The organism is Salmonella sp. SJTUF14076 (assembly GCF_015534835.1).
GTDB lineage: Bacteria > Pseudomonadota > Gammaproteobacteria > Enterobacterales > Enterobacteriaceae > Salmonella > Salmonella enterica.
The window spans coordinates 1,775,856-1,796,445 of the sequence record NZ_CP064674.1 but is presented as its reverse complement, the minus strand read 5'-3'; the positions used below and the strand labels follow the sequence as shown (position 1 = coordinate 1,796,445).

The following is a 20,590-nucleotide window of genomic DNA, read 5'->3' as shown; positions in this document are numbered from 1 at the left end:
AATGGACCGGCAGTATTGCGCCGAATGGCTCAGTCTTTATCAATCCGGCTGGCGACAGCGCCCTGCTGATCGCGATATTTGGCATCCTGACGGCGGTTATAAGGCCGCGCCGCCGGGCCGGACAGCGGCTCAAAGCTCAGCGCGCCGATGAGCATACCCGGACGCAACGCCAGCGGCAGCTTCCCGGAATTGTAAAACTCAAGCACAATGCAGCCCGACCAGCCGGGATCGATACGGTGCGCCGTCACATGCACCATCAATCCCAGACGCGCCAGCGAGGAACGACCATCCAGCCAGCCCACTAAATCCGGCGGCAGGGTAACGGATTCAAAGGTGACAGCCAGCGCCAACTCGCCCGGATGCAGATAAAATGCCTCGCCGTCCGGCAAAACGATTTCATCGCTCATCACGCGATCCAGCGCCGCGCTGACCTCATCTTTCGGCCCGCTCAGATCGATAAACGCCGCCGTATGGCCACGGAAGGTTCGAAATTTATTGCCAAGACGTACATCGACCGTCGCGCCATTAATGCGCTCTACGGGAGGTCGCGGGGTGATAGACAAACGGCCTTCATCCAGCCAGGCTTCAATATCTCGGTCGCATAAACGCATGGCACTTTCTCCTTTCGCGCATCAAGCCCTTAAATCAAGCACATCAAGGGCTAACCAGGTTATCACTGAACGGTACACAATTCGCCAGATTTATTCAAAGAACTGGCTGATTTTCGCTTTCAGAATATCAATAGCGATGCGGTTTTTACCGCCGCGCGGCACGATAATATCCGCATATTGTTTGGAAGGCTCAATAAATTGCAGGAACATCGGACGCACCGTTTTCTGATATTGCGCCATCACCGAATCCATTGAGCGACCACGCTCGTTCACATCGCGTTTGATACGGCGCATCAAACAGATATCCAGCGGCGTATCGACAAAAATAGAGAAGTTCATCTCTTCACGCAAACGCGCGTCGGTCAGTAACAGAATACCTTCAAGAATAATCACTTTCTTCGGTTCTACGCGAACCGTTTCCTGCATACGGGTATGCTCAACATAACTGTATACCGGTAATTCAATCGCCGAACCGCGCTTGAGCGCCTGAAGATGCTGAAATAGCAGGCTGTGATCCATCGCATTCGGATGGTCATAGTTAGTTTTTACGCGTTCTTCCATCGACAGATGGCTTTGATCTTTGTAATAACTGTCTTCGGGAATAACGCCAATATGTTCGTCACCCACTTGTTCACGCAATTCGCGGTAAAGGGTACTGGCAATAAGACTCTTGCCGGAAGCCGATGCGCCAGCGATACCGATAATGACGCACTGATGAGACTGATCAGTCATAAATTTAGCGACCTGATTAACCTGGATGTAAGGAAGGGGGGCGCCGAAACGCCAAACGCGGCAATTATAGGGATTTCAGCAGCGCGATACCAGTCCGGCGCTATGCCACGGTGAATTTGTTGGCGGCGTATTCGACGTCGCGACGTAAAAGCGTTCAGTTTTAACGCGGACAGCGGATTTATCGCCCCGTCTGGAGGAGGAATACGCCGGGAGCCACAATTTATATTCAGCCAGCGTATAAATCATTACGCGTTTATACTAGCATAATCACAGAGTAAACTGACGCGTCCGGTATTCCGCGACGTTACCGGCGATTCGGATAGAGTGGTAATGAGTAAACCATCCCAACATGTTTTCGTTACCGTCCCCCACCCGCTATTGCGTCTGGTCAGTTTAGGCCTGGTCGCGTTTGTCTTTACGCTCTTTTCGCTCGTATTATCGCGTGTCGGCACCCAACTCGCGCCGCTGTGGTTCCCCACCTCCATTATGATGGTCGCGTTTTACCGCCATGCGGGCCGTCTGTGGCCTGGGATCGCGGTCGCCTGCTCGCTCAGCAGCATCGGCGCCTCACTGACTTTATTTCCGGCCGCCTCGCTTAACTTTAGCTGGACGGCAATAAATATTATCGAGGCGGCCACTGGCGCGATACTGCTGCGAAAACTGCTCCCCAGCTACAACCCCTTACAAAATTTGAATGACTGGTTTCGTCTGGCTATCGGCAGCGCCGTGATTCCGCCGCTACTCGGCGGCCTGTTATTTTGGCTGATAGCGCCGGAAGCGGTCGCCTCGAAAGCGTTTCTGATTTGGGTATTATCGGAAGCCATCGGCGCGCTGACGCTGGTGCCGTTAGGTTTACTGTTTAAACCACACTATCTGTTGCGTCATCGCGACCCGCATCTGTTGCTGGAAACGCTATTGACGCTGGTCATTACGCTGGCGCTAAGCTGGCTCGCTATGCGCTATATTCCGTGGCCGTTTACGTGCGTTATCGTCCTGTTGATGTGGAGTGCGGTGCGCCTGCCGCGAATGGAGGCGTTTTTAATTTTTTTAGCTACCGTTATCGTGGTCTCGCTCATGCTGGCCAATGACCCCACGCTGCTCGCCACGCCGAAAACCGACGTGATGGTCAATATGCCGTGGCTGCCTTTTTTAATGATCCTGCTGCCTGCCAATATGATGACGATGGTGATGTACGCGTTTCGCACGGAACGTAAACATATCACCGAGAGCGAATCCCGCTTTCGCAACGCGATGGAGTATTCCGCCATTGGTATGGCGCTGGTCGGTACGGAGGGTCAGTGGCTACAGGTCAATAAATCTCTGAGCCATTTTCTTGGCTATAGCCAGGATGAATTACGCACGATGACATTTCAGCAATTGACCTGGCCGGAAGACCTGAATAACGACCTTGAACAGCTAAACATGCTGGTGCGCGGCGACATCAATAGCTATTCCATGGAAAAACGCTACTACACCCGCAACGGCGATGTCGTCTGGGCGCTGCTGGCCGTCTCGCTGGTTCGTCATAAAGACAATAAACCTCTCTATTTTATTGCTCAGATTGAAGATATTAACGATCTCAAGCAAAGCGAGCAGGAAAACCAGCGGTTGATGGAGCGTATTACACAGGCGAACGACGCGCTGTTTCAGGAAAAAGAACGGTTGCACATCACGCTTGACTCTATCGGAGAAGCGGTGGTGTGTATTGATGTCGCGATGAATATCACCTTTATGAACCCGATCGCCGAGAAGATGAGCGGCTGGCGGCAAGAGGATGCTTTAGGCGCGCCATTATTAACGGTTCTGCGCATTACGTCAGGTGATAAGGGGCCGCTGCTGGAGGATATTTATCGCGCCGACAGGTCGCGATCGGACATGGAACAGGAGATAGTGCTCCATTGTCATAACGGCGGCAGCTACGATATTCATTACAGTATCACGCCGCTCAGTACGCTTGACGGCGATAAGATTGGTTCGGTTCTGGTTATCCAGGACGTTACCGAATCACGAAAAATGTTACGCCAGCTCAGCTACAGCGCAACGCATGACGCCCTCACCCATCTTGCCAACCGCGCCAGTTTTGAAAAGCAGCTTCAACAGCGCCTGCAAACAATACAGGAATCGCCTCAACATCATGCGCTGGTGTTTATCGATCTGGACCGTTTTAAAGCGGTTAACGACAGCGCGGGACATGCCGCCGGCGATGCCTTATTGCGCGAACTCGCGTCACTGATGCTCAGTATGCTTCGATCCGGCGATCTTCTGGCCCGTCTGGGTGGCGATGAGTTTGGCCTGTTGCTGCCAGATTGTAATAGTGACAGCGCGCGCTTTATCGTGACGCGGCTTATCAACGCCGTTAATGAGTATCACTTTATGTGGGAAGGACGCCTGCATCGGATCGGCGCCAGCGCCGGGATCACAATGATAAATGAACATAACTGCCAGCTCACAGAGGTCGTGTCTCAGGCCGATATTGCCTGCTACGCCGCGAAAAATAGCGGTCGAGGCCGTCTGACCGTGTACGAACCGCAGCACGCATTAACCTCCTCAAAGGGAATGATGCCGCTGGAAGAACAGTGGCATATGATTAAAAATAACCACCTGCTAATGCTTGCCAGAAACGTCGCGCCGCCGCGTACGCCGGAGGCCACCAGCTTTTGGCTGGTCTCACTCAGGCTGTGGACCAGCGAAGGGGAAGTGATGGAAGAGCGCGCGTTCCGGGCAGGGTTAGCCGACCCCGCGCTGCATCACGCGCTTGACCGACGGGTATTCCATGAGTTTTTCCGCCATGCGGCGACCGCCGTCGCCAGCAAGGGATTAAGCGTTGCGCTGCCGCTGTCCGCCGCGGGATTATACAGCGCGACCCTTATTGATGAGCTGCTGGAACAACTGGAGCATAGCCCACTGCCGCCACGGTTATTACACCTGATTATCCCGGCTGACGTTATCGTTAAGCAGGCGCAGACCGCCGCTGCGACTCTGCGAAAACTGCGGCAACGCGGCTGCCAGGTGATTCTCAGCCATGTCGGGCGCGATTTACAGCTGTTTAATTTACTGACCCCGCATATCGCCGATTATTTACTGCTGGATAGCGACCTTATCGCCAACGTTCATGAGAGTTTAATGGATGAAATGCTGACCTCGATCATCCAGGGACACGCCCAGCATCTGGACATCAAAACGCTCGCCGGGCCGGTACAAAATCCACAGGTGCTGGATACGCTCTCCCGTATTGGCGTGGATCTGATTTATGGCGACACTATCGCCGAAGCGCAACCGCTGGATTTGTTACTGAATACCAGCTATTTCGCTATCCATTGACGGTTGCCAGCCGTGGGTATACCAGATATGCAGTAGCGCGTAGGAACGCCACGGTTTCCAGCGCTCCGCGTAGCGACGGATCTGCGCGGCCGTCATCCCGGCAAAGCGCTGCTTAATTAAGTAATCATCGGGCAAAAAGATATCTTTTGCCTGCCAACCGCGCAGGGCGAAATAGTTCGCCGTCCAACGGCCAATTCCCGGAAACGTTTGTAAATTTTTAACGCTCTGCTCAATATCCGGCGGCGCGGCGAGCGCCAGTTTTCCCGCCAGCGTCGCCTGCGCCAGATGAATCAGCGCTTCGGCGCGCCGCAGCGGCATCCCCAGAGCTTTAAGCGCCAGCGGATCGGCCAACGCTAGCGTTTCCGGACCGGGAAAACAGACATAATCGGGCGCATCCGGCAACGCCTCGCCATAGCGGCGCGCCACTTTCGCCGTCAACCTGGCCGCCATCGCGACACTCACCAGTTGCCCCAGTATCGCCCGCACGCCTTGTTCAAACGTATCAACCGATCCCGGTAAACGCAGCCCCGGTCTGTCCTCGCCCAGTGGCCCCAGCACGGCGGCAACCTGCGCGGGCTGGCAGTCAAGATCAAACAGACGCGAAACCTTCGCCAGACACGCCGGCGCGACGGGAAGTAATCCGGCGCTCACGCTGACCTGCACAGTGTGGGTGGGCAGATGGGGGCTCACGCTGATCAGTCCGCGATGCTCGCCCACCACCAGGCTGCGCGCATAAAAGCCCTCGCCTACCGTTTCCACGCCGTCCACCGCACGCGCGGCAAGAAAGCCCAACACCCACGACCAGTCGTAAGGCGGCTGCCAGCTCAGGGTAAACATACTTTTCTCCTTTATTTGACCTTTCAGCATAAACGCTAATCGCACGTAACGCCTTGCTTTCATATTCCAGTTGTCGCCGCGACGACATTTCGCTAAAGTCACGCCCCTTCTTCACTGGCATGGGGATTTTAAGGTGTTTATAGGATTTGATTACGGTACGGCAAACTGCTCGGTCGCCATTATGCGCGACGGGCATCCACAGTTGCTGACAATGGAGAATAACAGCGCATTACTGCCGTCTATGCTGTGCGCGCCGACGCGCGAAGCGGTGAGCGAGTGGCTGTATCGCCATCATGATGTGCCGGCAACGGACGAAGAAACCCAGGCGCTGCTGCGCCGCGCGATACGCTACAACCGCGAGGAAGATATTGAGGTTGGCGCGCAAAGCGTACAGTTTGGTCTGGCGTCGCTGGCGCACTATATTGACGATCCCCAGGAGGTCTGGTTTGTCAAATCGCCAAAATCCTTTTTAGGCGCCAGCGGCCTGAAACCGCAGCAGGTCGCGCTGTTTGAAGATTTAGTCTGCGCCATGATGGTACATATTCGTCATACGGCGCACAGCCAATTGCCGGAGGCCATTACCCAGGCGGTGATCGGTCGCCCGATCAACTTTCAGGGACTGGGCGGCGATGACGCGAACCGCCAGGCGCAGGGTATTCTGGAGCGGGCGGCAAAACGCGCCGGTTTTCAGGAGGTGGTATTCCAGTATGAACCGGTTGCGGCGGGCCTGGACTACGAGGCTACGCTGCGGGAAGAGAAGCGTGTGCTGGTCGTGGATATTGGCGGCGGCACCACCGACTGCTCCATGCTGCTGATGGGGCCGCAGTGGCGTCAGCGCGCCGATCGTGAAAACAGCCTGTTGGGGCACAGCGGTTGCCGCGTGGGCGGAAACGATCTGGATATCGCGCTGGCCTTTAAAAATCTGATGCCTTTGCTGGGCATGGGCGGCGAAACCGAAAAAGGCATCGCCCTGCCGGTGCTGCCGTGGTGGAACGCCGTGGCGATTAACGACGTCCCGGCGCAAAGCGATTTTTACAGTAGCGCGAATGGTCGTATGTTGAACGATTTGGTTCGCAACGCGCGTGAAGCAGACAAGGTCGCGTTGCTGCTCAAGGTCTGGCGTCAGCGGCTTAGTTACCGCCTGGTGCGCTGCGCGGAAGAGAGCAAAATCGCCCTTTCCGGCCAGGCGGATGTTACGGCGAGGCTGCCATTTATCAGCGACGACCTGGCGGTCGCTATCAGCCAGCAAGGACTGGAAGCGGCGCTGGATCAACCGCTGGCGCGTATTCTGGAACAGGTGCAACTGGCGCTGGACAGCGCGCAGGAAAAACCGGATGTCATCTATCTGACCGGCGGCAGCGCCCGTTCGCCATTGATTAAAAAAGCGCTTTCCGAACAGCTACCGGGCATACCCGTCGCTGGCGGCGATGATTTCGGCTCCGTCACCGCAGGACTGGCGCGCTGGGCGGAGGTCGTTTTCCGCTAAGCGCCTCGCAAGCTCAGCGCTGATGGATTGACATTATTTTTGATGTGGCTTAACGTCAGGAGTGAGGGTAAGGGAGGATTCCTCCTCCCCCTGGTGTCTTAGTAAGCCTGGAAGCTAATCACTAAGAGTATCACCAGTATGATGACTAACTTCATCATAACCCTTTCCTTATTTTGGCCCCTTCCTCGGGAGGGGCTTTCCCGTTTCAGCGTCCTGCTGAAATCGGTGGCTTATCTTCATTGCCGTGCCGCCACTTTACCGCACTCCGGCGCGTTAACGATTTTCACCGATGAGAGTTGCGTAGCGCCTCGCAAAGCGGGTCGCCATTCAGAATAATCCCGACCGTGTTCCATAATTCCTCCATTTTTCTCCCTTCCCTGCTGACTACAATAGAGGGAGCAACATTCCGCAAAACGTTTCAGGATGAGAAACTTATACCGATGAAAGGCAGTAATACTTTCCGCTGGGCAATCGCGATTGGGGTTGTAGTGGCCGCCGCCGCATTCTGGTTCTGGCATAGCCGTAGCGAAAGCCCGACGGCCGCGCCGGGCGTCGCCGCGCAAGCGCCGCATACCGCCGCCGCAGGTCGCCGCGGTATGCGCGACGGCCCTCTGGCGCCGGTACAGGCCGCGACCGCGACCACGCAGGCCGTACCGCGCTATCTGAGCGGGCTGGGTACCGTGACCGCAGCGAATACCGTTACGGTGCGTAGCCGCGTGGATGGTCAACTCATCGCCCTGCACTTTGAGGAAGGTCAGCAGGTCAACGCAGGCGATCTGCTGGCGCAAATCGATCCCAGCCAGTTTAAGGTCGCCCTGGCGCAGGCTCAGGGACAGTTGGCGAAAGATAACGCTACGCTGGCGAATGCGCGTCGTGATCTGGCGCGCTATCAACAACTGGCAAAAACCAATCTGGTTTCCCGTCAGGAACTGGATGCGCAACAGGCGCTGGTCAACGAAACCCAGGGAACCATTAAAGCGGATGAAGCTAATGTCGCCAGCGCGCAGTTACAGCTCGACTGGAGTCGTATCACGGCCCCGGTCTCGGGACGCGTGGGTCTGAAACAGGTGGATGTCGGCAACCAGATTTCCAGCAGCGATACCGCAGGTATTGTCGTCATTACGCAAACGCACCCGATTGATCTCATTTTTACTCTGCCGGAAAGCGATATCGCGACCGTGGTTCAGGCGCAGAAAGCGGGGAAAACGCTGGTCGTAGAAGCCTGGGATCGGACTAACTCGCACAAATTGAGCGAAGGTGTGTTGCTCAGTCTGGACAACCAGATTGATCCCACAACGGGAACGATCAAAATTAAAGCGCGCTTTACCAATCAGGACGATACGCTGTTCCCCAATCAATTTGTGAACGCCCGGATGCTGGTCGATACCGAACAAAATGCCGTTGTGGTGCCTGCCGCGGCGGTGCAAATGGGCAATGAGGGCCACTTTGTGTGGGTGCTGAACGACGAAAATAACGTCAGCAAGAAGCGGGTAAAAATCGGTATTCAGGATAACCGAAACGTGGTGATCAGCGCTGGCTTGTCGGCAGGCGATCGTGTCGTTACCGATGGTATTGATCGGCTGACGGAAGGCGCAAAAGTCGAGGTCGTTGAGCCGCAAACCACCGTGGCGGATGAAAAATCCCCTTCCCGCCATGAAGGTCAAAAAGGAGCGCGCGCCTGATGCAGGTATTACCTCCGGGCAGCACGGGCGGCCCTTCGCGTCTGTTTATTCTGCGCCCCGTGGCCACCACTCTGCTGATGGCGGCGATTTTACTCGCCGGGATTATCGGCTATCGCTTCCTGCCCGTCGCCGCTTTGCCGGAGGTCGACTACCCCACTATTCAGGTTGTTACGCTCTACCCTGGCGCCAGCCCGGATGTCATGACCTCCGCCGTCACCGCGCCGCTTGAGCGCCAGTTCGGCCAGATGTCAGGACTGAAGCAGATGTCGTCGCAAAGCTCCGGCGGCGCGTCGGTGGTAACGCTACAGTTTCAGTTGACGCTGCCGCTGGACGTTGCCGAGCAGGAAGTACAGGCGGCGATTAACGCAGCCACCAATTTATTGCCTTCCGACCTGCCGAATCCGCCGATTTATAGCAAAGTCAATCCGGCGGACCCGCCGATTATGACGCTTGCCGTCACCTCAAACGCGATGCCAATGACTCAGGTAGAGGACATGGTAGAAACCCGCGTGGCGCAGAAGATCTCGCAGGTCTCCGGCGTCGGACTGGTGACGCTTGCCGGCGGGCAGCGCCCTGCAGTACGCGTAAAACTGAATGCTCAGGCTGTCGCCGCGCTCGGTCTGACCAGCGAAACGGTCCGTACCGCAATTACCGGCGCCAACGTCAACTCGGCGAAAGGCAGTCTGGATGGCCCCGAACGGGCGGTGACGCTTTCTGCTAACGATCAGATGCAGTCTGCCGACGAATACCGCAGGCTTATCATCGCGTATCAAAACGGCGCGCCGGTACGGCTGGGCGATGTCGCCACCGTCGAACAGGGGGCGGAAAATAGCTGGCTCGGCGCATGGGCGAATCAAGCACCGGCTATCGTGATGAACGTTCAACGCCAGCCTGGCGCCAATATCATTGCGACAGCGGACAGCATTCGCCAGATGCTGCCCCAGCTTACCGAAAGCCTGCCGAAATCGGTGAAGGTCACGGTCCTGTCCGATCGCACCACCAATATTCGCGCTTCCGTACGCGATACTCAGTTTGAACTGATGCTGGCGATCGCGCTGGTCGTCATGATTATCTATCTGTTTTTACGTAACATTCCCGCCACAATTATTCCCGGCGTCGCCGTACCGCTGTCGCTTATCGGCACCTTTGCGGTGATGGTATTTTTGGATTTTTCCATTAATAACCTGACGCTGATGGCGCTCACTATCGCCACGGGTTTCGTGGTGGACGATGCGATTGTGGTGATCGAGAACATCTCGCGCTACATCGAAAAAGGAGAAAAACCGCTGGCGGCGGCGCTCAAAGGCGCGGGCGAAATCGGCTTTACCATTATTTCCCTCACCTTTTCACTGATTGCGGTGCTGATCCCGTTGCTCTTTATGGGCGATATTGTTGGTCGACTGTTCCGCGAATTTGCGGTGACGTTGGCGGTAGCGATTTTAATCTCCGCCGTCGTCTCTTTGACGCTCACGCCCATGATGTGCGCGCGTATGCTCAGCCAGCAGTCTCTGCGTAAACAAAACCGCTTTTCCCGCGCCTGCGAGCGGATGTTTGACCGCGTGATCGCCAGCTACGGACGCGGATTAGCGAAAGTGCTCAACCATCCGTGGCTTACATTGAGCGTGGCATTCGCCACGCTCCTGCTCAGCGTTATGCTGTGGATAATCATTCCGAAAGGGTTCTTTCCGGTACAGGATAACGGCATTATCCAGGGAACGCTGCAGGCGCCGCAATCGTCATCGTATGCCAGTATGGCGCAACGTCAGCGCCAGGTGGCGGAGCGGATATTACAGGACCCGGCGGTGCAAAGCCTGACGACTTTTGTTGGCGTAGACGGCGCTAACCCCACGCTGAATAGCGCGCGCCTGCAAATTAACCTCAAGCCGCTGGATGCGCGTGATGACCGCGTGCAGCAGGTGATCTCCCGGCTGCAAACCGCCGTGGCGACGATTCCCGGCGTGGCGCTGTATCTCCAGCCGACGCAGGATTTAACCATCGACACGCAGGTCAGCCGCACACAGTATCAGTTTACCCTGCAGGCCACGACGCTCGATGCGCTCAGCCACTGGGTGCCAAAACTGCAGAACGCGCTACAGTCGTTGCCACAGCTCTCTGAGGTAAGCAGCGACTGGCAAGATCGGGGATTAGCGGCCTGGGTGAATGTCGACCGCGACAGCGCCAGCCGTTTGGGTATCAGCATGGCGGATGTGGATAACGCGCTCTACAACGCGTTCGGACAACGCCTGATTTCAACGATTTATACCCAGGCGAACCAGTACCGCGTCGTGCTGGAACATAATACCGCCAGCACGCCGGGCCTGGCGGCGCTGGAGACGATTCGCCTGACGAGCCGCGACGGCGGCACCGTACCGCTCAGCGCGATTGCCCGCATTGAGCAGCGCTTCGCTCCGCTCTCCATCAATCATTTAGATCAGTTCCCGGTTACGACATTTTCGTTTAACGTGCCGGAGGGCTATTCGCTCGGCGATGCGGTGCAGGCGATTCTCGATACGGAAAAAACGCTCGCCCTGCCAGCGGATATTACAACGCAGTTTCAGGGCAGTACGCTCGCCTTCCAGGCGGCGCTGGGCAGCACCGTCTGGCTTATTGTCGCCGCCGTGGTGGCGATGTATATCGTGCTCGGCGTGCTGTATGAGAGTTTTATCCATCCGATCACGATTCTCTCAACGCTGCCGACGGCGGGCGTCGGCGCGCTGCTGGCGCTGATCATCGCTGGTAGCGAGCTCGATATTATCGCCATTATCGGCATTATTTTGCTGATCGGCATCGTGAAGAAAAACGCCATCATGATGATTGACTTCGCCCTCGCCGCCGAACGCGAACAGGGGATGAGCCCGCGCGACGCTATCTTCCAGGCCTGTCTGCTGCGTTTTCGACCGATTCTGATGACCACGCTGGCGGCGTTGCTCGGGGCATTGCCATTAATGTTGAGTACCGGCGTTGGCGCGGAATTACGTCGCCCGTTGGGGATCGCGATGGTGGGCGGCCTACTGGTCAGCCAGGTATTAACTCTGTTTACCACACCGGTGATTTATCTCCTGTTTGACCGCCTGTCGCTGTACGTGAAAAGTCGCTTTCCGCGCCATAAAGAGGAGGCGTAGATGCGCTTTTTCGCCCTTTTCATCTACCGCCCGGTCGCCACCATTTTGATTGCCGCCGCCATTACGCTGTGCGGCATTCTGGGCTTTCGTCTGCTGCCGGTCGCCCCGCTGCCGCAGGTCGATTTCCCGGTGATTATGGTTAGCGCCTCGCTACCGGGCGCCTCGCCGGAAACCATGGCTTCGTCAGTGGCGACGCCGTTGGAACGTTCTTTGGGACGCATTGCAGGCGTCAATGAAATGACCTCCAGCAGCTCACTCGGCAGTACGCGCATTATTCTCGAATTTAATTTCGATCGCGATATTAACGGCGCGGCGCGCGATGTGCAGGCCGCCATCAACGCCGCGCAAAGCTTGTTGCCAGGCGGAATGCCCAGCCGCCCAACTTATCGCAAGGCCAACCCGTCCGACGCGCCGATTATGATTTTAACGCTCACCTCGGAGAGCTGGTCACAGGGCAAACTGTATGATTTCGCCTCTACCCAACTGGCGCAAACCATCGCGCAAATTGACGGCGTCGGCGATGTTGACGTCGGCGGCAGCTCCCTGCCCGCAGTACGTGTAGGCTTAAACCCGCAGGCGCTCTTTAACCAGGGCGCCTCGCTGGATGAGGTCCGCGAAGCGATCGACAGCGCCAACGTACGCCGACCGCAAGGCGCAATTGAAGATAGCGTCCACCGCTGGCAAATCCAGACCAACGACGAACTGAAAACCGCCGCCGAATACCAGCCGCTGATTATTCACTATAACAACGGCGCGGCGGTACGCCTGGGCGACGTCGCCAGCGTCACCGACTCGGTGCAGGATGTCCGTAACGCCGGGATGACGAACGCTAAACCCGCTATTTTGTTGATGATCCGCAAGCTGCCGGAGGCCAACATTATTCAGACGGTCGACGGCATCCGGGCAAAACTGCCGGAACTGCGGGCAATGATCCCCGCCGCTATCGATTTACAAATCGCCCAGGATCGTTCGCCGACGATTCGCGCGTCGCTGCAAGAGGTAGAAGAGACACTGGCTATCTCTGTTGCGCTGGTGATCCTGGTGGTGTTTTTATTCCTGCGCTCCGGGCGCGCCACGCTAATTCCCGCCGTCGCCGTTCCCGTTTCGCTCATCGGCACCTTCGCCGCCATGTATCTGTGCGGCTTCAGCCTCAACAATCTGTCGCTGATGGCGCTGACTATCGCGACCGGATTTGTCGTTGATGATGCCATTGTGGTGCTGGAAAATATCGCCCGCCATCTGGAGGCGGGAATGAAACCTTTGCAGGCGGCATTACAGGGTACGCGAGAAGTTGGGTTTACGGTCATCTCCATGAGTCTGTCGCTGGTGGCGGTATTTCTGCCGCTGCTGTTAATGGGCGGCCTGCCAGGACGATTATTACGGGAATTCGCCGTTACCCTCTCGGTGGCGATTGGCATTTCGCTGGTGGTCTCGCTCACGCTGACGCCGATGATGTGCGGCTGGATGCTTAAATCAAGCAAACCGCGCACCCAACCGCGTAAACGGGGCGTTGGCCGTTTGCTGGTCGCCTTGCAACAGGGTTACGGCACGTCATTAAAATGGGTGCTTAACCATACGCGTCTTGTCGGTGTGGTTTTTCTTGGCACCATTGCGCTGAACATCTGGCTTTATATCGCCATCCCTAAAACATTCTTTCCGGAGCAGGACACTGGCGTGTTGATGGGCGGTATTCAGGCTGACCAGAGCATCTCTTTCCAGGCCATGCGCGGCAAGCTGCAGGATTTTATGAAAATTATTCGCGACGATCCGGCGGTGAATAATGTCACTGGTTTTACCGGCGGATCGAGGGTGAATAGCGGCATGATGTTTATTACGCTGAAGCCGCGCGGCGAACGCAAAGAGACGGCGCAGCAAGTCATTGACCGACTGCGGGTCAAACTGGCAAAAGAACCCGGCGCCAGGCTGTTTCTGATGGCGGTACAGGATATTCGCGTCGGCGGGCGGCAGGCTAACGCCAGTTACCAATATACGTTGCTGTCTGACTCCCTGCCGGCGCTGCGCGAGTGGGAGCCGAAAATACGCAAAGCGCTCTCGGCCCTGCCGCAACTGGCGGACGTAAACTCCGACCAGCAGGATAACGGCGCGGAGATGAACCTTATCTACGACCGCGACACCATGTCACGGCTGGGCATTGATGTTCAGGCCGCAAACAGTCTGTTAAATAATGCTTTCGGCCAGCGGCAAATTTCCACCATTTATCAGCCGATGAACCAGTATAAAGTGGTGATGGAAGTCGATCCGCGCTATACCCAGGATATCAGCGCGCTGGAGAAAATGTTCGTTATCAACCGCGACGGAAAAGCGATTCCTCTCTCTTATTTCGCCCAATGGCGGCCCGCCAATGCGCCGCTGTCGGTAAACCATCAGGGACTTTCCGCAGCGTCCACGATTGCCTTTAACTTGCCGACCGGCACATCGTTATCGCAGGCGACGGAGGCCATTAATCGCACCATGACGCAGCTTGGCGTCCCCTCGACGGTACGCGGCAGTTTTTCCGGAACGGCGCAAGTCTTCCAGCAGACCATGAATTCACAGCTTATTTTGATAGTGGCGGCGATCGCTACCGTCTACATTGTGCTGGGGATACTGTACGAAAGCTACGTCCATCCGCTGACCATTCTCTCTACTCTGCCATCGGCGGGCGTTGGGGCGCTTCTGGCGCTGGAACTCTTCAATGCCCCTTTCAGCCTAATCGCCCTGATAGGGATCATGCTATTAATTGGCATTGTGAAGAAAAACGCCATTATGATGGTCGATTTTGCGCTTGAAGCGCAACGAAGCGGCGGCCTGACGCCGGAACAAGCCATTTTCCAGGCCTGCTTGTTACGCTTCCGTCCAATAATGATGACCACGCTGGCGGCGCTGTTCGGCGCACTGCCATTGGTGTTATCTGGCGGAGACGGTTCGGAATTACGGCAGCCGCTGGGGATAACCATTGTCGGCGGTTTGGTCATGAGCCAGCTCCTGACGCTCTATACCACGCCGGTGGTGTACCTCTTTTTCGACCGTCTGCGGCTGCGTTTTTCGCGTAAAAATAGCAAACCGGTAGTAGAGATATGACAGAACTTCCTGACAACACCCGCTGGCAACTCTGGATTGTGGCATTCGGCTTTTTTATGCAGTCGCTGGATACCACCATCGTCAACACTGCGCTGCCCTCCATGGCGAAAAGCCTGGGGGAAAGCCCGCTGCATATGCACATGGTAGTGGTGTCATATGTTCTTACCGTCGCCGTAATGCTCCCCGCCAGCGGCTGGCTGGCAGATAAAATCGGCGTGCGTAATATTTTCTTTGCCGCCATTGTGCTGTTCACGCTGGGTTCGCTGTTTTGCGCCCTCTCCGGCACGCTTAATCAACTGGTATTAGCGCGGGTTTTACAAGGCGTAGGCGGCGCGATGATGGTGCCGGTCGGACGCCTGACGGTCATGAAAATCGTGCCGCGCGCGCAATATATGGCGGCGATGACCTTCGTCACCCTACCGGGACAGATCGGGCCGTTACTCGGCCCCGCGCTGGGCGGGGTGCTGGTGGAATATGCTTCATGGCACTGGATCTTTCTGATCAATATCCCGGTGGGAATTGTCGGCGCTATGGCAACCTTTATGCTGATGCCAAACTACACCATAGAGACCCGGCGCTTTGATCTGCCGGGGTTCCTGCTGTTAGCTATCGGCATGGCGGTACTCACGCTGGCGCTGGATGGTAGTAAAAGCATGGGGATTTCGCCCTGGACATTAGCCGGACTTGCTGCGGGCGGCGCGGCAGCCATTCTGCTCTATCTCTTCCATGCCAAAAAAAACTCAGGCGCGTTATTCAGCCTGCGATTGTTCCGCACGCCCACGTTTTCACTGGGGTTGCTGGGCAGTTTTGCCGGGCGTATCGGCAGCGGTATGCTGCCGTTTATGACGCCGGTCTTTTTACAAATTGGTCTTGGTTTTTCACCGTTTCATGCCGGTTTGATGATGATCCCCATGGTGCTGGGCAGCATGGGAATGAAGCGGATTGTGGTGCAGATAGTTAACCGTTTTGGCTATCGTCGGGTTCTGGTGGCGACCACGCTCGGACTGGCATTGGTTAGCCTGTTGTTTATGTCGGTCGCGCTGCTCGGCTGGTATTATCTCCTGCCGCTGGTACTGCTTTTGCAGGGAATGGTGAACTCGGCGCGCTTTTCTTCCATGAATACCTTAACGCTAAAAGACCTTCCCGATACGCTGGCCAGCAGCGGCAATAGCTTATTATCGATGATTATGCAGCTCTCGATGAGTATCGGCGTCACTATTGCCGGAATGCTGCTGGGTATGTTTGGCCAACAGCATATCGGGATAGACAGTAGCGCCACACATCACGTCTTTATGTACACCTGGTTATGTATGGCGGTTATTATCGCGCTACCGGCGATAATTTTTGCCCGCGTGCCGAACGATACACAGCAAAACATGGTCATTTCACGGCGTAAAAGGAGCCTGTAATGAAAGTCTGGCGGCCCGGAATCACCGGCAAGCTGTTTCTGGCGATCTTCGCCACCTGCATCGTGCTGCTGATCAGTATGCATTGGGCCGTGCGCGTCAGTTTTGAACGCGGATTTATTGACTATATCAAACACGGCAACGAGCAGCGGCTACAAATGCTGGGCGATGCGCTGGGCGACCAGTACCAGCAACACGGCAACTGGCGTTTTTTACGCAACAACGATCGCTTCGTTTTCCAGATTCTGCGTTCATTTGAGCATGACAACGACCGGGATAAACCCGGCCCCGGTATGCCGCCGCACGGTTGGCGCACCCAGTTCTGGGTCGTCGATCAAAATGGCCGGGTGCTGGTCGGCCCACGCGGTCCGGTGCCGCATGACGGTACTCGCCGCCCCATTCTGGTCAATGGCGTCGAAGTCGGCGCGATTATCGCCTCTCCTGTCGAGCGGCTGACGCGCAATACGGATATTAATTTTGATATGCAGCAGCGGCGCGCCAGTTGGATGATCGTGGCGTTATCAACGTTGCTGGCCGCGCTGGCGACGTTTTTGCTGGCGCGTGGCCTGCTCGCCCCGGTCAAACGGTTGGTCGAGGGTACGCACAGGCTGGCGGCGGGGGATTTTACCACGCGCGTGACCCCAACCAGCGCCGATGAGCTGGGAAAACTGGCGCAGGACTTTAACCAGCTTGCCAGCACGCTGGAAAAAAATCAGCAGATGCGCCGCGACTTTATGGCGGATATTTCCCACGAACTGCGCACGCCGCTGGCGGTATTGCGCGGCGAACTGGAAGCCATTCAGGATGGCGTTCGCCAGTTCACGCCAGAATCGGTTACCTCGCTACAGGCGGAAGTCGGTACGCTTACCAAACTGGTTGACGACCTGCATCAGCTGTCGTTGTCTGACGAGGGCGCGCTGGCTTACCAAAAAACGACCGTCGATCTTGTTCCCCTGTTGGAAGTCGCTGGCGGCGCGTTCAGAGAACGCTTTACCAGCCGGGGGCTAACGCTACATTACGCGTTGCCGGATAGTATGACCGTCTTCGGCGACCCGGATCGCCTGATGCAACTGTTTAATAATCTACTGGAAAACAGTCTGCGCTACACCGACAGCGGCGGTGGCCTGCATATTTCCGCCGAACAACGCGACAAATCATTATTCCTGACCTTTGCCGATTCTGCACCGGGCGTCAGCGATGAACAGTTACAAAAGCTTTTTGACCGTTTTTACCGCACGGAAGTGTCCCGTAACCGCGCCAGCGGCGGTTCTGGACTGGGGCTGGCGATATGCGTCAATATTGTACACGCGCATAACGGTCATCTTCACGCCGCTCATTCGCCTTTTGGCGGGGTTAGCATTACAGTAGAGTTACCGCTGGATCGCGATTTACAGAGAGAAGTATGACTGAATTACCCATTGATGAAAACACGCCGCGCATTTTGATTGTTGAAGATGAACCCAAGCTGGGACAGCTGCTTATTGACTACTTACGCGCGGCGAGTTACGCCCCCACGCTCATCAATCATGGCGACAAGGTACTGCCGTATGTGCGTCAAACGCCGCCGGATCTGATCCTGCTGGATCTGATGCTGCCGGGTACCGATGGTCTGACGCTATGCCGGGAGATTCGTCGTTTTTCCGACATCCCCATTGTGATGGTCACAGCCAAAATTGAAGAGATCGACCGGCTGCTTGGGCTGGAAATCGGCGCCGATGATTATATCTGTAAGCCTTACAGCCCGCGCGAAGTCGTGGCCCGCGTGAAAACCATTTTGCGCCGCTGTAAACCGCAGCGCGAACTCCAGCAGCAGGATGCCGAAAGCCCGTTAATGATTGATGAAAGCCGCTTTCAGGCCTCCTGGTGTGGTAAAGCGCTGGATTTAACCCCCGCTGAATTCCGCCTGCTAAAAACCTTATCGCTTGAACCGGGTAAAGTTTTTTCCCGCGAGCAGTTGTTAAACCACCTCTACGACGACTACCGTGTGGTGACCGATCGTACTATCGACAGCCACATTAAAAACCTGCGCCGTAAACTGGAATCGCTGGATGCCGAACAGTCATTTATACGCGCGGTCTACGGGGTGGGATATCGCTGGGAAGCGGATGCGTGTCGCCTGGTATAATGATTATTGGCATAACAATAACAAGGTCGTAAGACGATATTTTCCGCCAACGCTATTCTGGCGGAATTAACACACTGCCCTCTTTCATTTGGCCGAGCGGTATCCCGAAAACCACGACGAACGCGATCGGGGACAATAAATTATTTGGCCGCTCTTTTTAGTTTACCGATATACTGTGAGTAGTTTTTTAAACTTATTGCGCATTAATTCATTAAGTGAATCTAAAAATACATAAACATAATACCAGCTTAATTATACATGGATTTTTATGACAGAAACGTCATCTCACCGCTATAAACCACGCAATATAATAAATGCGCCAAATGTAAAATCGTCTATTTTTTCCCGGAGCCAACAACGCGGCGACAGCGAAATTATCCAGCGCTGGTTAAGCAACCATTTTTATCGTTGGATCATTGGTGACTTTCCTCATGTTTATCCTGTGCGCTCCGTCGCCGATTATGCCGTTTATTTTAGCGCTGATGCAGAAATCCCCGCCTGGCTGGCGCCAAAGCTGGGTGGCGATGAGCGCTTTTACTACCTTAACGTTCAGCACCCGCAACTTGTGGCAATGGAAAGAGATTTAGTGGAATTTCTTTCGCGTCAGGAAGGAACGCGGCTGGAAACTAAACTGCAGCGCATCAACTGCTTTACCGTGCTGGCAATGCGCGAAGCGGAGCATCAAAAAATGCAGCGCCTGCGTGAACAAGGTTGGTATCCCTCCAACAGCGAGGCGCTAAAACCGGTGATGACGGTGAATAACGGTGTGCTGGTTGAACTTGATGCAACAAATCCCGGCCTGCGCAGTGAGATGGCGTATGAATCCTGGCATATGCAACACTGCGTCGGAGATTTTGATAATAAAGGCGCGCTTTCCGGCGGCTACGGCGATTACTACGCCCGGCAAATGGAACAACAAAAACTTCGCCTGTTCAGCCTGCGCGACGGCAATAATATTCCCCACGTCACAATAAGCCTGGTGGTTGGTAATAACGGCCTGAGTATTGATCAGATTAAAGGTAAGCAAAATCGCCATCCTATTAAGAAATATGCTAACGATGTTTTATCTCTGTTACGCCATCTGCAACCACTTCCTGAGCGCCACGCTGATTGCGAAGGGATGGGAATAGTTTATGAATCGACGCCGGAATATTCAGGTTGGAAATTTATTACTCATATTCATGACCTCAATTTTCTGCTCAATGTGTTGCATGACAATTTTCATTTAATGGAGCACTTCCCTACGCCTCCGGTGGCTTTACAGTGGCTGCTGCTGCACAGCGCCCCGGAGGCACTGCGCTACCTTCAGGTTGTTGATCCTAACGTGGCGACGGCTGCGGAAATGCTGTTTCCACGGCATGAATGGCACCCTACGCTTGCCGGGAAAAACACCAGTAGTGAACCTTTCGAAATTGAAAGCCTGAGCTACAAACCACGCGTTACCTTCCTGTCATCAAGGAGGTGCAATAATGTTCTGGATTGTTCTTATTATTGCCGCCCTATTTTTTAGCTGGCGCAACTACAAAAAAAACAAACCGCTGATTGCGGCCCGTATCGCCGAGGAGAAAGAAAAAGATCGCCTGAAAGACCTGCGTCGCGATACCCGACGGCGGCAATGGGCGCTGGCGCTAGCTGATATCCTCGCCCGGCGCAACGGGCTACCGATCAAAGGCGTTGAGCTGGTATTTAAACTTGACGATGACAAACGCCGCTATCTGGCGCAGCAGGTAAAAAAAGAGCTGGGCTTGAGCGAAAACCTCGACGGCGCGGCGTTACGCCACAAGGTTGAGGATATCTTACGCCGCTGGCCTGCGGGCATCGGCAGCTCGCCGCGCACGTTTTATCATCATCTGGCGGCCCAAGGCCAGGTCCGCGACGCGCTGGCTTTCGACTGCATGCGAACCGCCTTTCTGACCCGCTGTATCGCCGGGCTCGGCTGGTGTAACGAAAACGAGGCCTGGCTGGTGCTATTGCTCAACGCCCAGCGCGCTCAGGACTGTTTTGATTCCTGGGAGGATTACGCCACCGCCTACGTTCGTGCCCGCCGGGTATGGCTCACGCTACGTGACACGCCAACAGCGCTTGCCGGACGGGATTTACAGGAAGCCACCCATTATCTGCAAGACCCTGTCAGCCGCTGGCGACAACTGCCGTGGAATGAATTCAAAATTTTCGAGCCGATTTAAA

The 20,590-nt window shown here is 55.6% G+C and carries 13 protein-coding genes and 1 pseudogene; 10 read left to right on the top strand and 4 right to left on the bottom strand.

Going from position 1 to position 20,590, the window contains the following annotated elements; translation table 11 throughout:
- Positions 1–29: 29 nt before the first annotated feature.
- Together dcd and udk are read right to left on the bottom strand one after the other, a co-directional pair.
- Complete coding sequence (dcd, locus tag HU143_RS08570; protein WP_001234783.1) at positions 30–611, bottom strand: dCTP deaminase; 582 nt, start codon at positions 609–611, stop codon at positions 30–32.
- A 90-nt stretch (positions 612–701) separates the two neighbouring features.
- Positions 702–1,343, bottom strand: a complete 642-nt coding sequence (gene udk, locus HU143_RS08565; protein WP_000132082.1) for a uridine kinase — start codon at positions 1,341–1,343, stop codon at positions 702–704.
- 330 nt (positions 1,344–1,673) lie between these two features.
- Between udk and HU143_RS08560 the strand changes: the two genes are divergently transcribed.
- The gene (locus HU143_RS08560) at positions 1,674–4,664 is read left to right on the top strand and encodes an MASE1 domain-containing protein (protein WP_023226699.1); all 2,991 of its coding nucleotides are present in this window, start codon (positions 1,674–1,676) and stop codon (positions 4,662–4,664) included.
- Here the strand turns inward: HU143_RS08560 and alkA are convergent.
- On the bottom strand, positions 4,632–5,501 hold the full coding sequence (gene alkA / locus HU143_RS08555) for a DNA-3-methyladenine glycosylase 2 (RefSeq protein ID WP_023226700.1): 870 nt from the start codon (positions 5,499–5,501) through the stop codon (positions 4,632–4,634). The two genes, HU143_RS08560 and alkA, sit on opposite strands and share 33 nt — an antisense overlap.
- A 133-nt stretch (positions 5,502–5,634) precedes the next feature.
- Here alkA and yegD point away from each other — a divergent pair, with 133 nt between their 5' ends.
- Positions 5,635–6,987, top strand: coding sequence for a molecular chaperone (yegD, locus tag HU143_RS08550; RefSeq protein ID WP_023226701.1), 1,353 nt, complete (start codon positions 5,635–5,637; stop codon positions 6,985–6,987).
- 98 nt (positions 6,988–7,085) lie between these two features.
- Here yegD and ibsA read toward each other — a convergent pair whose 3' ends face one another.
- The gene (gene ibsA, locus HU143_RS08545; RefSeq protein WP_074430376.1) at positions 7,086–7,145 is read right to left on the bottom strand and encodes a type I toxin-antitoxin system Ibs family toxin; all 60 of its coding nucleotides are present in this window, start codon (positions 7,143–7,145) and stop codon (positions 7,086–7,088) included.
- Positions 7,146–7,427: 282 nt separating this feature from the next.
- Between ibsA and mdtA the strand changes: the two genes are divergently transcribed.
- The 8 genes and pseudogenes from mdtA to HU143_RS08505 all read left to right on the top strand — a co-directional run bounded on the left by mdtA (position 7,428) and on the right by HU143_RS08505 (position 20,589).
- Positions 7,428–8,669: a multidrug efflux RND transporter subunit MdtA gene (mdtA, locus tag HU143_RS08540; RefSeq protein ID WP_023226702.1), complete on the top strand. Its 1,242-nt coding sequence runs from the start codon at positions 7,428–7,430 to the stop codon at positions 8,667–8,669.
- Positions 8,669–11,791 carry a multidrug efflux RND transporter permease subunit MdtB gene (gene mdtB, locus HU143_RS08535; protein ID WP_053505555.1) on the top strand — a complete coding sequence of 1,041 codons (3,123 nt, stop codon included), beginning with the start codon at positions 8,669–8,671 and terminating at the stop codon, positions 11,789–11,791. Before mdtA ends, mdtB begins: the two co-directional genes overlap by 1 nt.
- Positions 11,792–14,872, top strand: a complete 3,081-nt coding sequence (gene mdtC, locus HU143_RS08530) for a multidrug efflux RND transporter permease subunit MdtC (protein ID WP_023226704.1) — start codon at positions 11,792–11,794, stop codon at positions 14,870–14,872. It abuts the gene before it with no gap.
- The gene (locus HU143_RS08525; RefSeq protein WP_000137818.1) at positions 14,869–16,281 is read left to right on the top strand and encodes an MFS transporter; all 1,413 of its coding nucleotides are present in this window, start codon (positions 14,869–14,871) and stop codon (positions 16,279–16,281) included. Before mdtC ends, HU143_RS08525 begins: the two co-directional genes overlap by 4 nt.
- Positions 16,281–17,684, top strand: coding sequence for a two-component system sensor histidine kinase BaeS (baeS, locus tag HU143_RS08520; protein ID WP_000870081.1), 1,404 nt, complete (start codon positions 16,281–16,283; stop codon positions 17,682–17,684). The genes HU143_RS08525 and baeS overlap by 1 nt, the downstream gene beginning before the upstream one ends.
- Positions 17,681–18,403, top strand: coding sequence for a two-component system response regulator BaeR (gene baeR / locus HU143_RS08515; RefSeq protein ID WP_000137854.1), 723 nt, complete (start codon positions 17,681–17,683; stop codon positions 18,401–18,403). The genes baeS and baeR overlap by 4 nt, the downstream gene beginning before the upstream one ends.
- Positions 18,404–18,671: 268 nt before the next feature.
- A pseudogene (locus HU143_RS08510) lies at positions 18,672–19,873 on the top strand (cytoplasmic protein).
- The gene (locus tag HU143_RS08505) at positions 19,873–20,589 is read left to right on the top strand and encodes a DUF1266 domain-containing protein (RefSeq protein WP_000498587.1); all 717 of its coding nucleotides are present in this window, start codon (positions 19,873–19,875) and stop codon (positions 20,587–20,589) included. The pseudogene HU143_RS08510 and the gene HU143_RS08505 overlap by 1 nt, the downstream one beginning before the upstream one ends.
- Position 20,590: the final 1 nt, after the last annotated feature.

What these genes read in the sequence shown, in the direction of transcription:
- baeS (WP_000870081.1), top strand. Translation starts at nt 16,281, where the DNA reads ATGAAAGTCTGGCGGCCCGGAATCACCGGCAAGCTGTTTCTGGCGATC.
- mdtB (WP_053505555.1), top strand. Translation starts at nt 8,669, where the DNA reads ATGCAGGTATTACCTCCGGGCAGCACGGGCGGCCCTTCGCGTCTGTTT.
- HU143_RS08505 (WP_000498587.1), top strand. Translation starts at nt 19,873, where the DNA reads ATGTTCTGGATTGTTCTTATTATTGCCGCCCTATTTTTTAGCTGGCGC.
- udk (WP_000132082.1), bottom strand. Translation starts at nt 1,343, where the DNA reads ATGACTGATCAGTCTCATCAGTGCGTCATTATCGGTATCGCTGGCGCA.
- mdtA (WP_023226702.1), top strand. Translation starts at nt 7,428, where the DNA reads ATGAAAGGCAGTAATACTTTCCGCTGGGCAATCGCGATTGGGGTTGTA.
- dcd (WP_001234783.1), bottom strand. Translation starts at nt 611, where the DNA reads ATGCGTTTATGCGACCGAGATATTGAAGCCTGGCTGGATGAAGGCCGT.
- HU143_RS08525 (WP_000137818.1), top strand. Translation starts at nt 14,869, where the DNA reads ATGACAGAACTTCCTGACAACACCCGCTGGCAACTCTGGATTGTGGCA.
- baeR (WP_000137854.1), top strand. Translation starts at nt 17,681, where the DNA reads ATGACTGAATTACCCATTGATGAAAACACGCCGCGCATTTTGATTGTT.
- mdtC (WP_023226704.1), top strand. Translation starts at nt 11,792, where the DNA reads ATGCGCTTTTTCGCCCTTTTCATCTACCGCCCGGTCGCCACCATTTTG.
- alkA (WP_023226700.1), bottom strand. Translation starts at nt 5,501, where the DNA reads ATGTTTACCCTGAGCTGGCAGCCGCCTTACGACTGGTCGTGGGTGTTG.
- HU143_RS08560 (WP_023226699.1), top strand. Translation starts at nt 1,674, where the DNA reads ATGAGTAAACCATCCCAACATGTTTTCGTTACCGTCCCCCACCCGCTA.